Annotated in this window: 19 protein-coding genes; 14 read left to right on the top strand and 5 right to left on the bottom strand. The window is 52.7% G+C overall.

Annotated features, from left to right (window positions below; translation table 11 throughout):
* Positions 1–133: 133 nt before the first annotated feature.
* The 4 genes from spo0A to KI379_RS18295 all read left to right on the top strand — a co-directional run bounded on the left by spo0A (position 134) and on the right by KI379_RS18295 (position 3,227).
* On the top strand, positions 134–937 hold the full coding sequence (gene spo0A / locus KI379_RS18310; protein ID WP_076170026.1) for a sporulation transcription factor Spo0A: 804 nt from the start codon (positions 134–136) through the stop codon (positions 935–937).
* Positions 938–1,222: 285 nt separating this feature from the next.
* Positions 1,223–2,062, top strand: a complete 840-nt coding sequence (locus KI379_RS18305; RefSeq protein ID WP_212984376.1) for a stalk domain-containing protein — start codon at positions 1,223–1,225, stop codon at positions 2,060–2,062.
* Positions 2,063–2,121: 59 nt separating this feature from the next.
* Positions 2,122–3,009: a ComEC/Rec2 family competence protein gene (locus KI379_RS18300; RefSeq protein WP_089550303.1), complete on the top strand. Its 888-nt coding sequence runs from the start codon at positions 2,122–2,124 to the stop codon at positions 3,007–3,009.
* A 5-nt stretch (positions 3,010–3,014) separates the two neighbouring features.
* Positions 3,015–3,227 carry a DUF3006 domain-containing protein gene (locus tag KI379_RS18295; RefSeq protein ID WP_089548088.1) on the top strand — a complete coding sequence of 71 codons (213 nt, stop codon included), beginning with the start codon at positions 3,015–3,017 and terminating at the stop codon, positions 3,225–3,227.
* Positions 3,228–3,294: 67 nt separating this feature from the next.
* Here the strand turns inward: KI379_RS18295 and KI379_RS18290 are convergent, their stop codons facing one another.
* A complete protein-coding gene (locus tag KI379_RS18290; protein ID WP_084203876.1) occupies positions 3,295–3,900 on the bottom strand; it encodes a thymidine kinase in 606 nt (201 codons plus the stop codon).
* A 199-nt stretch (positions 3,901–4,099) separates the two neighbouring features.
* Here KI379_RS18290 and KI379_RS18285 point away from each other — a divergent pair, with 199 nt between their 5' ends.
* Positions 4,100–4,312, top strand: coding sequence for a hypothetical protein (locus tag KI379_RS18285; protein WP_076170030.1), 213 nt, complete (start codon positions 4,100–4,102; stop codon positions 4,310–4,312).
* 105 nt (positions 4,313–4,417) lie between these two features.
* Entirely contained in the window at positions 4,418–4,762 is a 345-nt protein-coding gene (locus KI379_RS18280; RefSeq protein ID WP_212984375.1) for a hypothetical protein, read from the top strand.
* Between the two features lie 49 nt (positions 4,763–4,811).
* On the opposite strand, the gene KI379_RS18275 is transcribed toward KI379_RS18280, so the two are convergent.
* Entirely contained in the window at positions 4,812–5,111 is a 300-nt protein-coding gene (locus tag KI379_RS18275; protein WP_076170032.1) for a DUF2627 domain-containing protein, read from the bottom strand.
* A 215-nt stretch (positions 5,112–5,326) separates the two neighbouring features.
* On the opposite strand from KI379_RS18275, the gene lpdA reads away from it, so the two are divergent.
* The 5 genes from lpdA to lipB all read left to right on the top strand — a co-directional run bounded on the left by lpdA (position 5,327) and on the right by lipB (position 11,073).
* Positions 5,327–6,748, top strand: a complete 1,422-nt coding sequence (lpdA, locus tag KI379_RS18270; RefSeq protein ID WP_212984374.1) for a dihydrolipoyl dehydrogenase — start codon at positions 5,327–5,329, stop codon at positions 6,746–6,748.
* 134 nt (positions 6,749–6,882) lie between these two features.
* Positions 6,883–7,914: a thiamine pyrophosphate-dependent dehydrogenase E1 component subunit alpha gene (locus KI379_RS18265; protein WP_089548085.1), complete on the top strand. Its 1,032-nt coding sequence runs from the start codon at positions 6,883–6,885 to the stop codon at positions 7,912–7,914.
* On the top strand, positions 7,914–8,900 hold the full coding sequence (locus tag KI379_RS18260) for an alpha-ketoacid dehydrogenase subunit beta (protein ID WP_089548084.1): 987 nt from the start codon (positions 7,914–7,916) through the stop codon (positions 8,898–8,900). The genes KI379_RS18265 and KI379_RS18260 overlap by 1 nt, the downstream gene beginning before the upstream one ends.
* Before the next feature lie 26 nt (positions 8,901–8,926).
* A complete protein-coding gene (locus KI379_RS18255) occupies positions 8,927–10,303 on the top strand; it encodes a dihydrolipoamide acetyltransferase family protein (RefSeq protein ID WP_212984373.1) in 1,377 nt (458 codons plus the stop codon).
* Between the two features lie 50 nt (positions 10,304–10,353).
* Positions 10,354–11,073, top strand: a complete 720-nt coding sequence (lipB, locus tag KI379_RS18250; RefSeq protein WP_212967832.1) for a lipoyl(octanoyl) transferase LipB — start codon at positions 10,354–10,356, stop codon at positions 11,071–11,073.
* Here lipB and prli42 read toward each other — a convergent pair.
* Entirely contained in the window at positions 11,059–11,160 is a 102-nt protein-coding gene (gene prli42 / locus KI379_RS18245) for a stressosome-associated protein Prli42 (RefSeq protein WP_076170037.1), read from the bottom strand. The genes lipB and prli42 overlap by 15 nt on opposite strands.
* Positions 11,161–11,256: 96 nt before the next feature.
* Between prli42 and KI379_RS18240 the strand changes: the two genes are divergently transcribed.
* The gene (locus KI379_RS18240) at positions 11,257–12,381 is read left to right on the top strand and encodes a tripeptidase T (RefSeq protein ID WP_212984372.1); all 1,125 of its coding nucleotides are present in this window, start codon (positions 11,257–11,259) and stop codon (positions 12,379–12,381) included.
* Between the two features lie 135 nt (positions 12,382–12,516).
* Here KI379_RS18240 and KI379_RS18235 read toward each other — a convergent pair whose 3' ends face one another.
* Positions 12,517–13,737: a tetratricopeptide repeat protein gene (locus tag KI379_RS18235; protein WP_212984371.1), complete on the bottom strand. Its 1,221-nt coding sequence runs from the start codon at positions 13,735–13,737 to the stop codon at positions 12,517–12,519.
* Positions 13,738–13,895: 158 nt separating this feature from the next.
* Positions 13,896–14,048: a Z-ring formation inhibitor MciZ gene (gene mciZ, locus KI379_RS18230; RefSeq protein WP_076170040.1), complete on the bottom strand. Its 153-nt coding sequence runs from the start codon at positions 14,046–14,048 to the stop codon at positions 13,896–13,898.
* A 125-nt stretch (positions 14,049–14,173) separates the two neighbouring features.
* Between mciZ and KI379_RS18225 the strand changes: the two genes are divergently transcribed.
* On the top strand, positions 14,174–14,758 hold the full coding sequence (locus tag KI379_RS18225; protein WP_244879328.1) for an NUDIX domain-containing protein: 585 nt from the start codon (positions 14,174–14,176) through the stop codon (positions 14,756–14,758).
* Positions 14,755–15,996, top strand: coding sequence for an endonuclease Q family protein (locus KI379_RS18220; RefSeq protein ID WP_212984370.1), 1,242 nt, complete (start codon positions 14,755–14,757; stop codon positions 15,994–15,996). Before KI379_RS18225 ends, KI379_RS18220 begins: the two co-directional genes overlap by 4 nt.
* The last annotated feature ends 43 nt before the right edge of the window (positions 15,997–16,039 follow it).

The raw sequence follows: 16,039 nt of genomic DNA, 5'->3' as shown, positions 1-16,039 counted from the left end.
AATATTAATTATAATTCAACAAGGTAAAAAAATAAACAAAAATAATTTTCGACAGAAGGAATTTAATGCTGGGTGTCGAAAACTTATCTCTGCAGAAAAATAAGGGAATACGATTCTAAGGAGGAAGCAGCCAGTGCAAAAAATAGAGGTATTGTTGGCGGATGACAACCGGGAATTCACGAATTTGCTTGCGGAATATATTACCGAGCAAGACGATATGATGGTAACGGGAATCGCCTATAATGGCGAGGAAGTGCTAAATATGATCAGTGAATCGAGAAAAATACCGGACGTATTGATTTTGGACATTATTATGCCGCATCTGGACGGATTGGGCGTTCTCGAAAGACTGCGCGAGATGAATCTGTCCCCGCAGCCTAAAATCATTATGCTGACTGCTTTCGGCCAGGAGAACATCACCCAAAGAGCGGTACAACTCGGTGCTTCATACTACATTCTTAAGCCGTTTGACATGGAGGTTCTAGCCAGCCGTATTCGTCAGCTCGTGGGGCAGCAGCATATCACGACAGGCAATATGACGGTATCAACGACCAAATCCAATGTGGTTCCGATGGCGAAAGGGAAAAACCTCGACGCCAATATTACGTCCATCATTCATGAGATCGGCGTTCCGGCCCATATCAAAGGTTACCAATATTTGCGCGAAGCGATTACGATGGTGTACAACAACATCGAAATCCTCGGTGCCATTACCAAAACGCTGTATCCGGCGATCGCCGAAAAGTTCAAAACGACGCCATCCCGGGTTGAGCGGGCGATCCGTCATGCGATTGAAGTGGCCTGGACGCGCGGCAACATCGATTCGATCAGCCATCTGTTCGGTTACACCATCAACATCAGCAAATCGAAGCCGACCAACAGCGAGTTTATCGCGATGGTGGCCGACAAGCTGCGCATTGAGCATAAGGTGTCGTGAAAGGAATAGCGTGACCCTAAAGAATACGCCATACTATGACGATGATCATAGTATGGCGTTTTTTTATTTGATGAAGATCCATCTGTTCCAGAAAAATTCCGATATCCATTATTTTCATCTTGAGAAGGGTAATAATATATAGATTGAACTAAAATTTTGCAGTTTCTTCGTTCATTCCATATAGTTACAAAGTTTTATCTGGATATCAAGCCTGATTAAAATTACACTTAAATTGTTATCAAAAATTGGAAACCTTGCTGGGCGAATACGGGAAGGAGTTTAAAATTGAAAGCAAAAGGATGGATCATTGCCACCACGGCTGCGATGGTGTTGTCGGCAACGTCAATAATGGTCATGGCGAAACCGGACCCCATCAAAGTGATGCTCAACGGAACCGAGTGGGTGACGGAAGCGGCACCCGTTCACATAGATGATGAAATTATGATACCCTTGCAAACCTTCGGAAAGCTTTTTGGCAAACAAGTCACCTATGACAGCCAAAGCAACACGGTTCGAATTGATGACAAGAAACAGGTTCCCTTTGCGCAATCCGACGACCAGACGATACAGATCAGCGGAGATGCCAGCGAATCGGGAACCTATGAAAACTTAACGCTGAAGACTCAGACTTTCAGCCGTCACATCCCTGGGTACAATGTGGACAATCCAAGCTATGCTCCAATCATCGAAAGGGCCGATTTGACGGGTGACGGCAAGAAGGATATGGTTATCATTTTAACGACAGGATATGGAACCGGCGTTTATACTTCCAATCCGCTCGTGTATGCCGAAACAGCAGAACCCATACCTGTAGAGGACGCATATACGGCATTTTTAAAACAGTTCGACAGTAAAGTGACGGACAAGCAAGTCGAGCTGGATATTCGCGGCGAGCGGACGGTCATCCCTATATCCAAACTGCAGTCCGGCCCTGTAAAGCACCCGCCGGGGATCGGAAGCGTTATGACTTATACCCTTGAGGGGAATACCCTGAAAGCGACTACGGCCGTGCAGGTGTCCCCTGCCGAATTTATCGGCGATTTAACCTTAAGCTACACGTTTAAAAACGGTCTTCTTCAAGCAGGTGATGCTCAGTTCGCCTTGTACCCCGAGTACGGTTCGTGATAAGATAACGTTCTGGCAGTTATTACTAACTTGTTAAGGCTACAGCCGTGAAAGGAACGATGATGAAGACATCCAAGATAACCACTTTACTGCTGACAGGCGTCATCACGGCGTTACTGATCCTGAGCGGATGCAGTCTGGAGATCAACCCGGCACCGGAGAACAACAGCACCCCAGCGAGCACCGGGGGGAACCTTCGAGTCGTTTTTCTTGATGTAGGGCAGGGAGCTTCTCAGCTTATTATTTCCCCTTCCGGTAAAACGATGCTGATTGATGCCGGGAACAATGACAAAGAAGAGCTGATGCTGCAATATATGGAGCAATACGGCATCACCAAGCTCGACACGGTCATCGGAACTCATCCGGATGCCGACCATATCGGCGGACTGGATGCGGTCATTAACCACATTCCGGTGGGCCGCATTTATATGCCGAGAGCACAGGCCAATACGAAAACGTTTGAATCCGTTCTGCGTGCCGTAAAAAATGCCAAACTGAAGGTACAAACGGCGAAGGCCGGGATCTCTTGGGAGATGGACGATGAGGTTCATGTCGATATGCTGGCGCCCCGCAAAAGTTATGACGACTCGAATAACATGAGCGCCGTGGTGAAAATAACGTACGGCCGCACTTCTTTTTTGTTGACCGGTGACGCGGAGGCGGACAGCGAACGGGATATGCTTGACGCCGGAACGGATTTGCAGGCGGACGTTATGCTGGTGGGGCACCACGGCTCCAAATCGTCGACCACGCTTGCATTTCTCAAACGGGTTCATCCGAAGTATGCGGTGATACAGGTAGGTGCAGACAATACATACGGCCATCCGAAAAGCGTCATTCTAAACCGGCTGAAGCAGCAGGGCGTCAAGGTATACCGTAACGATCTTCAGGGAACGATTGAAGCGGAGTCGAATGGGCAGAAGGTGACATTCCGAACGGAAAGGTGAGAACGATGACGGGATATGTCGAAAGCTATGAAGGACCGTATTGCCGCATTGAAGTGGACGGTAAGATCCAGGCCGTTCCCCGTGAACAAGTGGATCCTCAAGTGAAGGCAGGAGACGCTGTGGAACTGAAGGACGGAAAATGGGTGACCGATCCGGCTGCAACCAAACGGCGCACGGACGAAATCAAAAAGCTGATGGACGATGTTTGGGAATCATAAAAAAACTCTTCGCCGGATGATGTGCTGATCGATCTTGCTCATCATCCCGAAGAGTTTTTTTGTATGATCAGGCGCTTCCTTTGGCACTGACCTTATGCGGTGGAACAAAACAGCACCGGCACCGCGGCTCGTAATCATCGGAATCCCCGATCATGATGACCGAGCCCAGCGGAGCGGGGTGGCCGTTGACAATCCGCTGTGTGAACACGGCTTCCGGGCTGCCGCATACCGCACAAAAGGCGGTCAGCAGCTGGATGTCGTCGGCCATGGCCAGCAGCCCGCCTATGTAGCCGAATTCTTTTCCACGATAGTCCAGATTCAGTCCGTCCACAATGACATGCTTCCCGCTGTATGCCAGCTCTTCCACCAGGCCCAGGATCGGCTTGCTGAAGAACTGAACCTCGTCAAAAGCGACCACATCCGCGTCAGCGGTTTCCGCCAAGATTTTGGCGGTGATGTCAGCGGTCAACTGCCGCGGAATGGAGATGGCTGGCAGCCGGTATCCGATCCGGCTTACGATTTCGTCCTTCGCGTAGCGCTGATCCTCCTCGGGCTTGTAAGCCACCAGCTTTTTCCGTCCGTATTGGATCAGTTTTTGGCACCGGCGGATAAGTTCACCCGATTTTTCGCTAAACATGGGTCCCGTAATTACGGTAATCCGTCCTTTATTCACGTTCAGCCTGCTCCTTTCCCGTTAGCATAACCCGTTCATGTTCTATATGATGACAAAACACGAAAAATTGCGACTTTTATAGAGTACCACAATTAAAACGGACATGGCTACAAAAATAACCGAAAGTGGCGTGCAGGCGTTTGGCCGTGGTATGGTTAATAGAAGAAGGATCGAATGAGCATTTGGAGGAGAAGGCATCATGCAGGAAAAAATAGAAGCTTATAAAGCAAGGATCGCTGAACTGACAGCAGAGCTCGGCAAGGATCCGCAAGTGGAAGATCTGGTAAGCAGTCTGCTTGCGGACCTCGAAGAAGCGGTTCAGCAAAACCATAAACTGCGGCTCACGCTGCTGAAGTCTTCATCGAAGGAATCACGGATGTCCACCAAGCTGAGAGAGGCGCTGTACGAATAATTTATCCGGTCCGGTTCATGTCTAGTCGCTTGCTGCAGCTTTTGCGGCAAATTGGGATACACCAATTCACACGATCCGCTATATCCTAAAGTGAGCAGGAATACATTGAAGCGGGGTGATTGGGTGAACCGGTCCACGGATAACAAGAAACGGCGCAAGCCGGCTAAACCGGTTGTAAAGTATGCCAAAGCCGGCGTGCCCCCGCCGAAATTGAGCCCGCAGCAAATCGCCATCATTGCGGGATTACTGAACAATTTCTTTGTGGTCGAATCTGTGCTTTACAACCGCGATAACGAGCTGAAGGTCGTCTTAACGAGCAGAACGCTGACGAATCTTCCGGTGCTGGGGAATCCGGAGTACGGATTGGTGAAGGAGGATGTCGTTCTTGACATTATCGCCAGCGAAACCGATCAAGATTCGGACCAACAACAAAACCCCGTTCTGAGATAAATCTGCAGTCCGGGGTTCTTTGTTCGATTCCTGGTCTTGGAATCCGGCATTATGATGATTGTACGGGCGGTTTGGGCTTGCGCTTCTCCTTGAAACGCGGCCCTACATAGTTTCGTTTGCGGTCCCGGAACAGAATCCAGCCGCCGAGAAAGCTCATCCCTGCCACGAACAGGAGCAGGCCGAGCACAAAATGTCCCCACGCAAACGACGGATGGGCGACGCTCGCATCGCCGTGGAGCGAATAATATTCGAATACCGCATCTTTCATAAACAAAAATCCGGTCATTGCCGCCAGTCCCGGAATGACGAGGATCAGGATGGCGATAAAGCGGGAAATAATCAGTTTCATGAAAAATCCCTTCCTGTTGGCCTGTTTTAGTCCACTATATCATAACTCGTCCGGCGAATCTTTGTCTATTTCCGGACATGTGATAACATTTTGTAATGCGGTGAAAACCGAGTACAATATAAAAGCGATGGAGTGCTTCTTACTCCGGGCACAACTTGTCATAAGTTATGCGCCAAATGGTTTCAATATAAACATGTTAAGATGGGGGATGGACAATGACTATATCATGTGACGTAGCCGTTCTGGGCGGCGGTACCGGCGGTTATGTGGCTGCAATCCGCGCAGCTCAGCTGGGCAAGGAAGTCGTTATTATCGAAGCGGACAAGCTGGGAGGAACATGCCTGCACCGCGGCTGTATTCCAAGTAAGTCTTTGCTGCGGAGCGCGGAAGTATACGCAGAGATCAAAGAAAGCGAGAGCTACGGCATCGAAACAGCAGGGGCCGCACTCAAATTTCCCAAAGTTCAGGCGCGGAAGGAAGCGATTGTAGATCAGCTTCACCAAGGGGTTCAGTACCTGATGCGCAAAAATAAAATTCAGGTGGTTCATGGAAAAGGGCGGGTCATCGGTCCTTCCATTTTTTCGCCGAAAAGCGGTGCCGTTGCTGTAGAGCTTGCGGATGGGGAGATGGAGACGGTGGTTCCGACGCATTTGATTATCGCCACAGGCTCCCGTCCAAGAGTGCTGCCAGGACTTGAACCCGACGGAATACATATTTTGACCAGCGACGAGGCACTACAAATGGAGGAGCTTCCGAAGTCCATCATCATCGTCGGCGGCGGCGTGATCGGTGTCGAATGGGCTTCGATGCTGAACGATTTCGGCGTAGAGGTTACCGTTGTGGAGGCGGCAGGCCAGCTGCTGCCCGCAGAAGATGAAGAGGTGGCCCGTGAGCTTCAAAAGTCGTTTTCGCGCCGGGGCATCAAAATTATTACCGGGGCCCAGCTGCAGACGGAGACATACGAAGCAGCGGATCATCAGGTGCAGATCGATGTGCGTGTTGGGGACAAAACCGAACGGCTTCAAGCGGACAAGCTGCTTGTGTCGATTGGCCGCCAGGCGAATGTGGAGAACATCGGTCTGGAGAACACGGATGTCCGGGTGGAGCGCGGTTTTATAGCTGTCAATAAACATTATCAAACCGGCGAATCCCATATTTATGCCATCGGCGACGTCATTGGCGGACTGCAGCTCGCGCATGCGGCAAGCCATGAAGGAATTGCGGCCGTCAACCATTTGGCAGGAGAAGAAGTTCACCCGGGGGATGCGGATCTGATTCCAAGGTGCGTGTACACAAGACCCGAAGTGGCCAGCGTCGGCATCACCGAGAAGGAAGCCCGCAGCCGCGGATTCGAGGTTAAGGTCGGCAAATTCCCGTTCCAGGCCATCGGGAAGGCATTGGTACAGGGGAGCAAGGAAGGATTCGTAAAAGTAGTAGCTGATCCTAAGACAAACGACATTTTAGGCGTTCAAATGATCGGAGCTCATGCAACCGACCTGATCAGCGAGGCGGCATTGGCCCAATTTTTGAATGCAACTCCTTGGGAGATCGGGCAGATGGTGCATCCGCATCCGACGCTCTCGGAAATTTTGGGCGAGGCGATGCTGGCGGTAGACGGCAAATCCATCGGAATGTAAGACCAAAATTTAGAATCGGTTCTTTTCTTTTCGCCGCGGTTATGATTATAATAGGGTTAAGCCAAGTCTTAGTACCAGGTTTTAATAGTAGATCAGGGACAGACTGCAGGCTCTAAAATAAGGAGGTACCTCCCATGAATGATCAGGGTACTGTTCACACGCCACATGAGCATGAGCAGCTTGGACTCACCAATGGCCAAGTCATCGACATGTACAGATATATGCTGCTCGGGCGCAAATTTGACGAGCGTAACCTGCTGCTGCAGCGGGCTGGCAAGATTAACTTTCACGTATCGGGAATCGGTCAGGAAGCGGCCCAGGCCGCCGCGGCGTTTGCGCTGGATCGGGAAAAGGATTACTTTTTGCCTTATTATCGCGACTATTCATTTGTGTTATCGGTAGGAATGACTCCGTACGAACTGATGCTGTCGGCCTTTGCGAAGGCTGACGATCCGAACAGCGGCGGGCGGCAAATGCCTGGACACTTTGGCAGCAAGCGGCTGCGGATCGTAACGGGCTCAAGCCCCGTCACGACCCAAGTGCCCCACGCCGTAGGCGTAGCCTTGTCCGCCAAGATGAGGAAACAGGATTTCGTTTCGTTTGTCACTTTTGGCGAAGGCTCGAGCAATCAGGGGGACTTCCACGAGGGAGCCAACTTTGCGGGCGTTCATAAGCTGCCTGTGATTTTTATGTGCGAAAACAACCAGTATGCCATTTCGGTACCGCTTCATAAGCAGATCAGCGGCAAAGTCAGCGACCGTGCGCTTGGTTATGGGTTTCCGGGCATCCGGGTGGACGGCAACGATGCGCTTGCGGTCTACAAAGCCGTGAAGGAAGCGCGTGAACGTGCTGTACGCGGTGAAGGACCTACGCTGATCGAAGCCATGATGTACCGCTTGTCTCCGCACTCCACCTCGGATAACGACTTGGCATACCGTACGAAAGAAGAAGTGGAAGAGAACTGGAAAAAAGACGGCATTGTCCGTTTTAAACAATATTTGATCAGCTGCGGCATTTGGGATGAAGAAAAGGATGCGGACTTGCAAGCGCAGTTGGCTCTTGAGATCAAGGAAGCAACCGAATCGGCCGACAATGCTCCGTTCCCGAAACCCGAGGATACGCTGAAGCATGTGTATGCGGGCGATAGCGAAGAGGGGGTATACTAATGGCCGAAATGGAATATATCGATGCGATTCGTCTGGCAATGAAAGAAGAAATGGAAAAAGACGAAAACGTGTTTGTCCTCGGTGAGGATGTCGGCGTTAAAGGCGGCGTGTTCACTACGACCAAAGGCCTGCAGGACCAGTTCGGCGAGGAGCGGGTCATCGACACGCCGCTGGCGGAATCCGCCATCGCCGGCGTTGCGATCGGCGCGGCCATGGTCGGCATGAAGCCGATCGCGGAAATGCAGTACTCCGACTTCATGCTGCCGGCAACGAACCAAATTATTAGTGAAGCCGCGAAAATCCGCTATCGTTCCAACAACGACTGGAGCTGTCCGGTCGTCGTTCGTGCGCCAATCGGCGGAGGCATTTTCGGGGGATTATACCATTCCCAATGCCCGGAATCGATCTTCTTCGGCACCCCCGGTTTGAAAATCGTAGCGCCTTTTACCGCCTATGACGCGAAAGGACTGCTGAAAGCTGCGATCAACGATCCGGACCCGGTGCTGTTTTTTGAAAATAAAAAATGCTACCGCATGATCAAAGGCGACGTGCCTTTGGACGACTATACTGTACCGATCGGCAAAGCTAACGTGCTGCGCGAGGGGACCGACATCACGGTCATCGGCTACAGCATGCCGCTGCACTTCTGCCTTCAAGCGGCCGAAGAGCTGGAGAAAGAAGAAGGCATTTCGGCCCATATTCTGGATCTGCGCTCCCTGCAGCCGCTGGACCGTGACGCCATCATTGAGGCGGTCCGCAAAACCGGCAAGGTGCTGATCGTACACGAGGACAACAAAACGGGTGGTGTGGGCGCCGAAGTGTCCGCCATTATTTCGGAAGAATGTCTGTTCGACCTCGATGCGCCGATCAAGCGGCTGTGCGGTCCGGACGTACCGGCCATGCCGATCAGTCCGCCGATGGAGAAGTTCTTTATGCTGAGCAAGGATAAGGTCAAGCAAGCCATGCACGAACTGGCGGTTTATTGAGAATTGCCGAGTGAAGGAGTGAAAATATGTCAAATCAAAAGTTTACCGATATGGTGATGCCGCAGCTGGCAGAATCGCTTGTGTCAGCCACCATCGCCAAATGGCTGAAGCAGCCTGGCGATAAGGTGGAACAGTATGAGCCGATCTGTGAGGTCATCACCGATAAGGTCAACGCGGAAATCCCGTCCACGGTGGACGGGATTATGGGAGAATGGGTCGCCGAGGAAGGCCAGACCGTCGCCGTCGGCGAGGTCATCTGCCGCATTGCGGCGGCAGGCGCCGCGGGGGCTCCGGCGGAGGAACGGCCTCAGGTCGAACCGCGTACTACACCGGCCCCAGTACAGGCTGAAGCCTCTGAAGACCAGTCGATGCGCGGCCGGTATTCTCCGGCGGTGCAAAGCCTTGCAGCCGAGCATGGCGTGAACCTGAGCGCCGTCCAAGGAACGGGCATGGGCGGACGGATCACCCGTAAGGATGTCCTTACTTATATCGAAAACGGCGGTGCGGCAGCGGAAACCGGCCGGGCTGAGGAAGCTCCGGCGAAGAGAGAGGTTCATTCTCCGTTCGAAGGGCTGCCGCATGCCAATCCTGCGGTCCGTCCGGAGCAGTACATCCCGGTTCCGCCGGCATCCAGCCGGCAGTCAGGTCTGCATATGACCGAGTCGCCGCGTATTCCGGCCGTGGAACTCGAGGACCAGAACGGGCGCGCCGAGACGATGATCGACGTCACCCCGATCCGCAACGCCATTGCGACGAACATGCGCCAAAGTGTGTCGGAAATTCCGCATGCCTGGACGATGATCGAGGTCGACGTGACCAACCTGGTGCTGCTGCGCAACAAATTGAAGGATGAATTTAAGCGCAGAGAGGGCTATAATTTAACCTATCTGGCGTTTCTTCTGAAGGCTGTGGTCAATGCGATCAAGGATTACCCGATCATGAACTCGGTCTGGGCGGTCAATAAGATCATTGTGAAACGGGACATCAACATTTCCCTCGCCGTCGGGACAGAAGACTCGGTTATGACACCGGTTATTCAACGGGCCGATCAGAAAAACATTGCCGGTCTCGCCCGTGAAATCGAAGAACTGGCGACCAAAACGCGGCAGGGCAAGCTCAAGCTGGAGGATATGCAGGGCGGCACCTTTACGGTGAATAATACCGGATCGTTCGGTTCGATCCTGTCTTACCCGATTATTAACTATCCGCAGGCAGCTATCCTGACCTTCGAATCGATCGTGAAGCGGCCTGTCGTGATCAACGACATGATCGCCGTCCGTTCGATGGCGAATATCTGCCTGTCGCTGGACCACCGGATTTTGGACGGAGTCATCTGCGGACGCTTCCTGCAGCGCGTGAAGGAAAACGTGGAGGGCTATACGCTGGATACCAAAGTTTACTAATGAAAAGTCTACGAAAGCTTGGTCATCATCTGAAAGGGCGTGAAGCAGTCATGACAACCAAACTTGAAGTATCCTATACGCCGATGATGGATTATGGTGCGGCCTGGGATTTGCAGAAAAGCATCGTCAGCCGCATAGACCTTGGAGAGCAGCAGGAAACCCTGCTGCTCTTGCAGCATCCACCGACGTATACGATCGGATCGCAGCGGCACCCGGAGCATCTCTTGCTCAGCAAGGATCAGCTGGAGCAGCAGGGCATCGGGCTGTTTGAAATCGACCGCGGCGGCGACATTACCTATCACGGTCCGGGGCAGCTGGTCGGGTATCCGCTGCTGCTGCTGGCGGGCAAGGAAGGACTGGATCTGCACGGCTATTTGCGCAATCTGGAGCAGGTCATTATCAATTACCTTGCGCATTACGGGATCGAGGCAGGCCGCAAGCCCGAATATACGGGGGTCTGGGTAGGCGATCTGAAAATTTGCGCGATCGGGGTCAAATTCAACAAGTGCAAACACCAAAGAGGGTTCGTGACCAGCCACGGGTTTGCCTTCAACATAACGTCCGGCATTCAAAACGAAGGCTTTCAGGGAATTATACCGTGCGGAATTCAGGAGTATGGCGTCACGTCGCTTGAGGACTGCATTGGAAAGCCGATCGCGGTCGAGCAGGTGGCGGAGGAGATTGTTCCGTTCTTTTCCGAGGTATTCGGATTTGAGGCCGTTTCAGCCCAACGGGCAGAGGAAAGCCCGCTGAAATCAGCGGGCCATTAAGGACTCGACGAGCCCAAACACGACGGATCCGACCATGGCAATGAGCATGAGGTATACAAAAACGCGAAACCATTTTTTTCGTTGCATAAATAGCTCCTTTATTCTTCATTAATAAAGGCTCGATGTCGAGCCGGGACAACCTATGTACTATTGTAACTTAACGCCGAAGGAGAGGAAAGTCCATTGATTAAACAAGACCGTTTGATACAGGAGTTTATGGAATTGGTTCAGGTGGACAGTGAAACAGGCCATGAAGCGGAGATCGCCGCGCTGCTCAAGAAGAAATTTACGCAACTTGGACTAGAAGTTGTTGAGGACGATTCCCAGGCCAAAACCGGACACGGCGCCGGCAACCTGATCGTGACCTGGAAGGGGGAAGGCGGCGCGGAAGCTCCGAAGCTATTGTTCACCTGCCACATGGATACCGTAGCCCCAGGTAAAAGGATCAAGCCAATCCTGGGAGAAGACGGTTGGATCCGCAGTGACGGGACGACGATTCTGGGGTCGGACGATAAAGCGGGCCTGGCGGTGCTGCTTGAGACGATCCGCGTTATCAAGGAGCAGCAGCTTCCCCATGGACAGATCCAATTCGTGATTACCGTAGGTGAGGAGTCCGGACTGCTGGGAGCACGTTCGATGGATCCGCAGCATTTGGATGCCGAGCTTGGATTTGCTCTCGATTCCAATGGAGAGGTCGGATCGATTGCCGTTGCGGCACCAACCCAGGCTAAAATCCAAATGAAGATTTTTGGCAAATCGGCGCATGCCGGCGTGAATCCGGAAGACGGAATCAGCGCCATTCAGGTCGCCTCCAAAGCGGTGTCGCGAATGAAGCTGGGCCGGCTCGACCAGGAGACGACAGCCAACATCGGTAAATTTTCCGGCGGTGGAGCGACCAATGTCGTGTGCGATTTTGTCCAGCTCGATGCGGAAGCGCGAAGCATCGTTCAGGAAAAGGTCGATCAGCAGATCGCCCACATGCGGGAAGCGCTCGAAACGACCGTCCGCGAGTTCGGCGCCCAGTGTGAGTTCCGGAGCGAAATCGTGTATCCCGCTTTTAATTTCAACGAAAACGATCCTGTGGTGAGCCTGGCCAAACGTGCCATTGAGCGCCTTGGACTGAGCGGAAGAGTGTTCCGTTCGGGCGGCGGCAGCGATGCCAACATTTTCAACGGGCTTGGAGTTCCTACGGTGAATCTGGCCATCGGCTATGAGGACATACATACGACAAAGGAACGGATCCGCGCGGAGGATATGGTCAAAGCGGCTGAAATGGTGCTCAGCATCATTCAGGAAACCGTCAAATAGAGCTTTAACCCTATACAGCAGAATAAACCTGCACAAACAGGCTGTTCCATGCATGCGGCAAACCGCGCTGGAACAGCTTTTTTTTGCTGGGCTCATCCTTCTTCACGGGCCAACGACAACGGATAGGCTCACAGGTTAGTGAACATAACGCCGGCGATCCGCGGCAGGAAGATTTCTGCGCTGTGCCGGGGTCCATACTGTATGCCAGCTGGTGGATTGGATAATTTGCAGGGCCAGGGTGATATTCGTCAAATATTCGTCAATTTGAAAATACAGATCACTTCCGATCACTTGACGTTCCTGTCTGTGATCCAAAGAGGTACGGGTCTCCTCCAGGAAGCAGGAGGCTGCCGCAAACCGTGCCAAGGAGTGGGACGGATCCGTTGCATAAATCGACTCGAACAGCTCGGCTGCTTTGGCGAAGTCACCTTGATCGTACAGCATTTCAGCAGCGATAAAGCAAAGATCGAGCGAGCTCTGGCTTCTGTCGTGCGTCGGAATTCCCTCTAGTTGGTTAAGGAGCGTTTTGGCCTGTCCCACATAGCCCTCCCGGTAAAGGGTATAAATCAATTCGCTGGATTCATGGAACGAGGGTTCGGGCTGAAGGGACATCCCAATGTCCACCATGCCGAGCACGATCGCGGATTTGGCTGTTTCCAGCCGGTTAAACCTGGACAATTCAGGCAATCCCCGGCCATCCTGAAGCGCACGGCAGCACAAATACGCCGCATGGGATGCGGTAACAGAATGGGAAGCTGATTTGACCACGACCTTGTCCGGATCCATCGTGCGCTGCGTCAGCCGCGCTTGCGCTTCCTTGAATTGATGGGTGTGAATAAGGCACAAAATATAAACGAGTTGAAGAGATTCATTGAACCGTACGTCATTCGTATAACGGCTTAGGATGCCAAAGGCTTCCTCGTAAGCGCCCAGATCCGCCAGCGTTTGGCCGACCTGCAGTTCGGTCGTGTCTGAGAGCGGGACCATTTCCAGAAGACGCCGGCATATTTCCGCATCTGTTTTTCCTGCGTCGTAGAGCAGTGCTCCCCATTCCGCGAGCGTTTTCCGATGATGCTGTCCGAGATTGATCGCCCGGCGGAAAGCTTCTTCGGCATCTTCGGTACGGCTGCATGCATATAAGAGCCTTCCGTACTCGAGCCATCCCTGCGCTTCGTCAAAGCTTTCAGCATGGGGCAAACTTCTGGAGTCATCATGTGCATGCGTCAGAGCCGTCCGAATGTGCGTCATCGCCTCACTGTTGTGTCCGCGCGATTTATACCATAATCCCAGCTTAAAATGCAGGGACGGGGAATTCGGGTAGGCTTGCAGCAGCGTCATCAATTCATCTTTGGTCATAATTGTACCCTCCAATATATAGAACAACCTGGTGAGTGAATAGTTGGTGGGAATGCTAAAAAAATGTTTAAAAAGTTAAATCGCTTATCGTTTTCAGATCATATCCGAAAAACCTGGAGATTTCGGGAGATATTAAAGGACAAAGATTCATCCGTCCCTTAATGATCCCGCCGGGAGGACGCGAGGGATTGCAAAATATGCTGCAGCGGCGTGTCAGGGTTCCATTCCTTCTGCAATTGGCGGAGCATGATTTTAATCTGCCAGGCTCGTCCTACCATATGGACCGAGTTCGCTGTACGGTAACTTTTCATGAAGGGATCCCTCTTTCCTTGGGGTGAAGTTTGTTATAATAAGACCATATGTGTCAGCATGGCCAAAAATGCTAGGTTTTAAATATAAGAGGTTGTTGAGCACGTACTATAAGGAGGATCATAGAATGAAAGAGTCTTTGCCACATATGAAGAAACCGTCCAAACATCTCGAGGAAGAGACCCTGTCCACCGAATCTATTTTTCAGGGAAAGGTCGTATCTTTGCAGATTGACAAGGTCCGGCTTCCCGACGGCAAAACGGCTACACGGGAAATCATCCGCCACCCCGGTGCGGTAGCTGTTCTGGCCATCAAGGAGGACCGGATCATTCTGGTCGACCAGTATCGCCAGCCCATGGGACGGTGCGAGCTTGAAATCCCGGCAGGGAAGCTCGAGCCAGGGGAGGACCCGATGGAAGCGGCCAAGCGCGAGCTTGTGGAGGAAACGGGGTATACATGCGGCCGCCTGGAGCTTCTTCACTCCTTTTATACTTCTCCCGGGTTTGCCGATGAGGTGATCCACCTCTACGTGGCTCATGATCTTCAAGAGGGCGAAGCGGCGCCGGATGAAGACGAGTTCGTGGAGCTGCTGGAATTGACGATGGAAGAGGCGCTTGAGGCGATTTCGCAAGGCCGGATCAGCGACGCCAAGACACTTATGGCGGTGTACGCCTGGAAGTTGAACAAGCTGACGGGTGAATTCCGTATATGAGCCGTCCGGAACGTGTCAGTCACCAAGAGCTTGCATACGAGTCGGATATTTTGAGCGAATACTTTGCGGATCTGCACATCCATATCGGCAGGACGAACGACGGGCATGCGGTCAAAATCAGCGGCAGCTCCAACCTGACGTTCGCGAACATCGCCAAGGAAGCGTCGGAGCGCAAAGGGATCGAGCTGGTGGGCATTATCGACTGCCACTCGCCGGTCGTCCAGAAGGACATTATCGACTGCCTGGAATCCGGTGAAATGAATGAAGTGCAGGGCGGCGGGATCGCCTACCGGGGGACTACGATCCTTCTTGGTTCCGAAATTGAAATCTATGAACAGGGTAAGGGCGCTGCGCATTTGCTCGTTTATTTTGCGGACCTGCCGACGATGCAGGCCTTTACGGCATGGATGTCGGGACATATGAAAAACGTAAACCTCAGCTCACAGCGCATTTATGTTTCGGGACGGGAGCTGCAGGCCAAGGTATACGACATGGGAGGCATCATGATTCCCGCCCACGTGTTCACTCCGCATAAAGGCTTGTATGGCAGCATGACGCCGCGAATGGAGCAAGTGCTCGACCCGGGGCTTGTGAGCGGAATCGAGCTTGGGCTGAGCTCCGATTCGGAAATGGCCGGACTGATTTCGGAGCTCGATCCGTATACGTTTGTAACCAACTCCGATGCCCATTCCCTGGGTAAAATCGCCCGCGAATACAACCGGATCCGTTTGGCGGAGCCTAACTTTGCCGAATTCCGCAAGGCGCTGGAGAGGGCAGACGGCAGGTGCGTGACAGGGAACTACGGCCTCAATCCGCGTCTGGGCAAGTACCACCGTACCTATTGCCATGGCTGCAGCCGCGTGTTGGACATCGAACATGGGGGCGCAGGCTGCCCGTTCTGCGGCAGCACCAAGCGGGTACAGGGGGTGCTCGACCGGATCCTCGATATCGCCGACCGCAAGGAGCCGTACATGCCTGCCTTCCGGCCGGCATATCATTACCAAGTCCCGCTTGAGTTCATTCCGGGTCTCGGCAAGGCCAAAATGAAGCAGCTGCTGGAGCGGTTCGGTACAGAAATGTCGATTCTCCACCATGCGGCTGAAGCAGAAATTGCCGAGGTCGTGGGCACCGATTTGGCGCGGATGATCGTCATGGCCAGAAACGGCACCCTGAAGCTGACCTCGGGCGGAGGGGGAACTTACGGGAAAGTGGAAGGGGCGTCCGTGTCCAAGACATAGTTTGGGACTTGCTTTCATACAGTAAGGGTATGCGAATGGAAAG

Origin of the sequence: Paenibacillus cineris (assembly GCF_018333335.1) — a bacterium.
Taxonomy (GTDB): Bacteria; Bacillota; Bacilli; order Paenibacillales; family Paenibacillaceae; genus Paenibacillus_AQ; species Paenibacillus_AQ favisporus.
Note: the sequence above shows the minus strand (reverse complement) of the source record. Positions and strands in the feature narration are given on the sequence as shown.

Coding starts and splice junctions, on each gene's coding strand:
- lpdA (WP_212984374.1), top strand. CDS start 5,327: ATGACTATATCATGTGACGTAGCCGTTCTGGGCGGCGGTACCGGCGGT.
- KI379_RS18220 (WP_212984370.1), top strand. CDS start 14,755: ATGAGCCGTCCGGAACGTGTCAGTCACCAAGAGCTTGCATACGAGTCG.
- KI379_RS18300 (WP_089550303.1), top strand. CDS start 2,122: ATGATGAAGACATCCAAGATAACCACTTTACTGCTGACAGGCGTCATC.
- KI379_RS18255 (WP_212984373.1), top strand. CDS start 8,927: ATGTCAAATCAAAAGTTTACCGATATGGTGATGCCGCAGCTGGCAGAA.
- mciZ (WP_076170040.1), bottom strand. CDS start 14,048: ATGAAAAGTTACCGTACAGCGAACTCGGTCCATATGGTAGGACGAGCC.
- KI379_RS18225 (WP_244879328.1), top strand. CDS start 14,174: ATGAAAGAGTCTTTGCCACATATGAAGAAACCGTCCAAACATCTCGAG.
- KI379_RS18265 (WP_089548085.1), top strand. CDS start 6,883: ATGAATGATCAGGGTACTGTTCACACGCCACATGAGCATGAGCAGCTT.
- KI379_RS18275 (WP_076170032.1), bottom strand. CDS start 5,111: ATGAAACTGATTATTTCCCGCTTTATCGCCATCCTGATCCTCGTCATT.
- prli42 (WP_076170037.1), bottom strand. CDS start 11,160: ATGCAACGAAAAAAATGGTTTCGCGTTTTTGTATACCTCATGCTCATT.
- KI379_RS18285 (WP_076170030.1), top strand. CDS start 4,100: ATGCAGGAAAAAATAGAAGCTTATAAAGCAAGGATCGCTGAACTGACA.
- KI379_RS18260 (WP_089548084.1), top strand. CDS start 7,914: ATGGCCGAAATGGAATATATCGATGCGATTCGTCTGGCAATGAAAGAA.
- lipB (WP_212967832.1), top strand. CDS start 10,354: ATGACAACCAAACTTGAAGTATCCTATACGCCGATGATGGATTATGGT.
- KI379_RS18295 (WP_089548088.1), top strand. CDS start 3,015: ATGACGGGATATGTCGAAAGCTATGAAGGACCGTATTGCCGCATTGAA.
- KI379_RS18235 (WP_212984371.1), bottom strand. CDS start 13,737: ATGACCAAAGATGAATTGATGACGCTGCTGCAAGCCTACCCGAATTCC.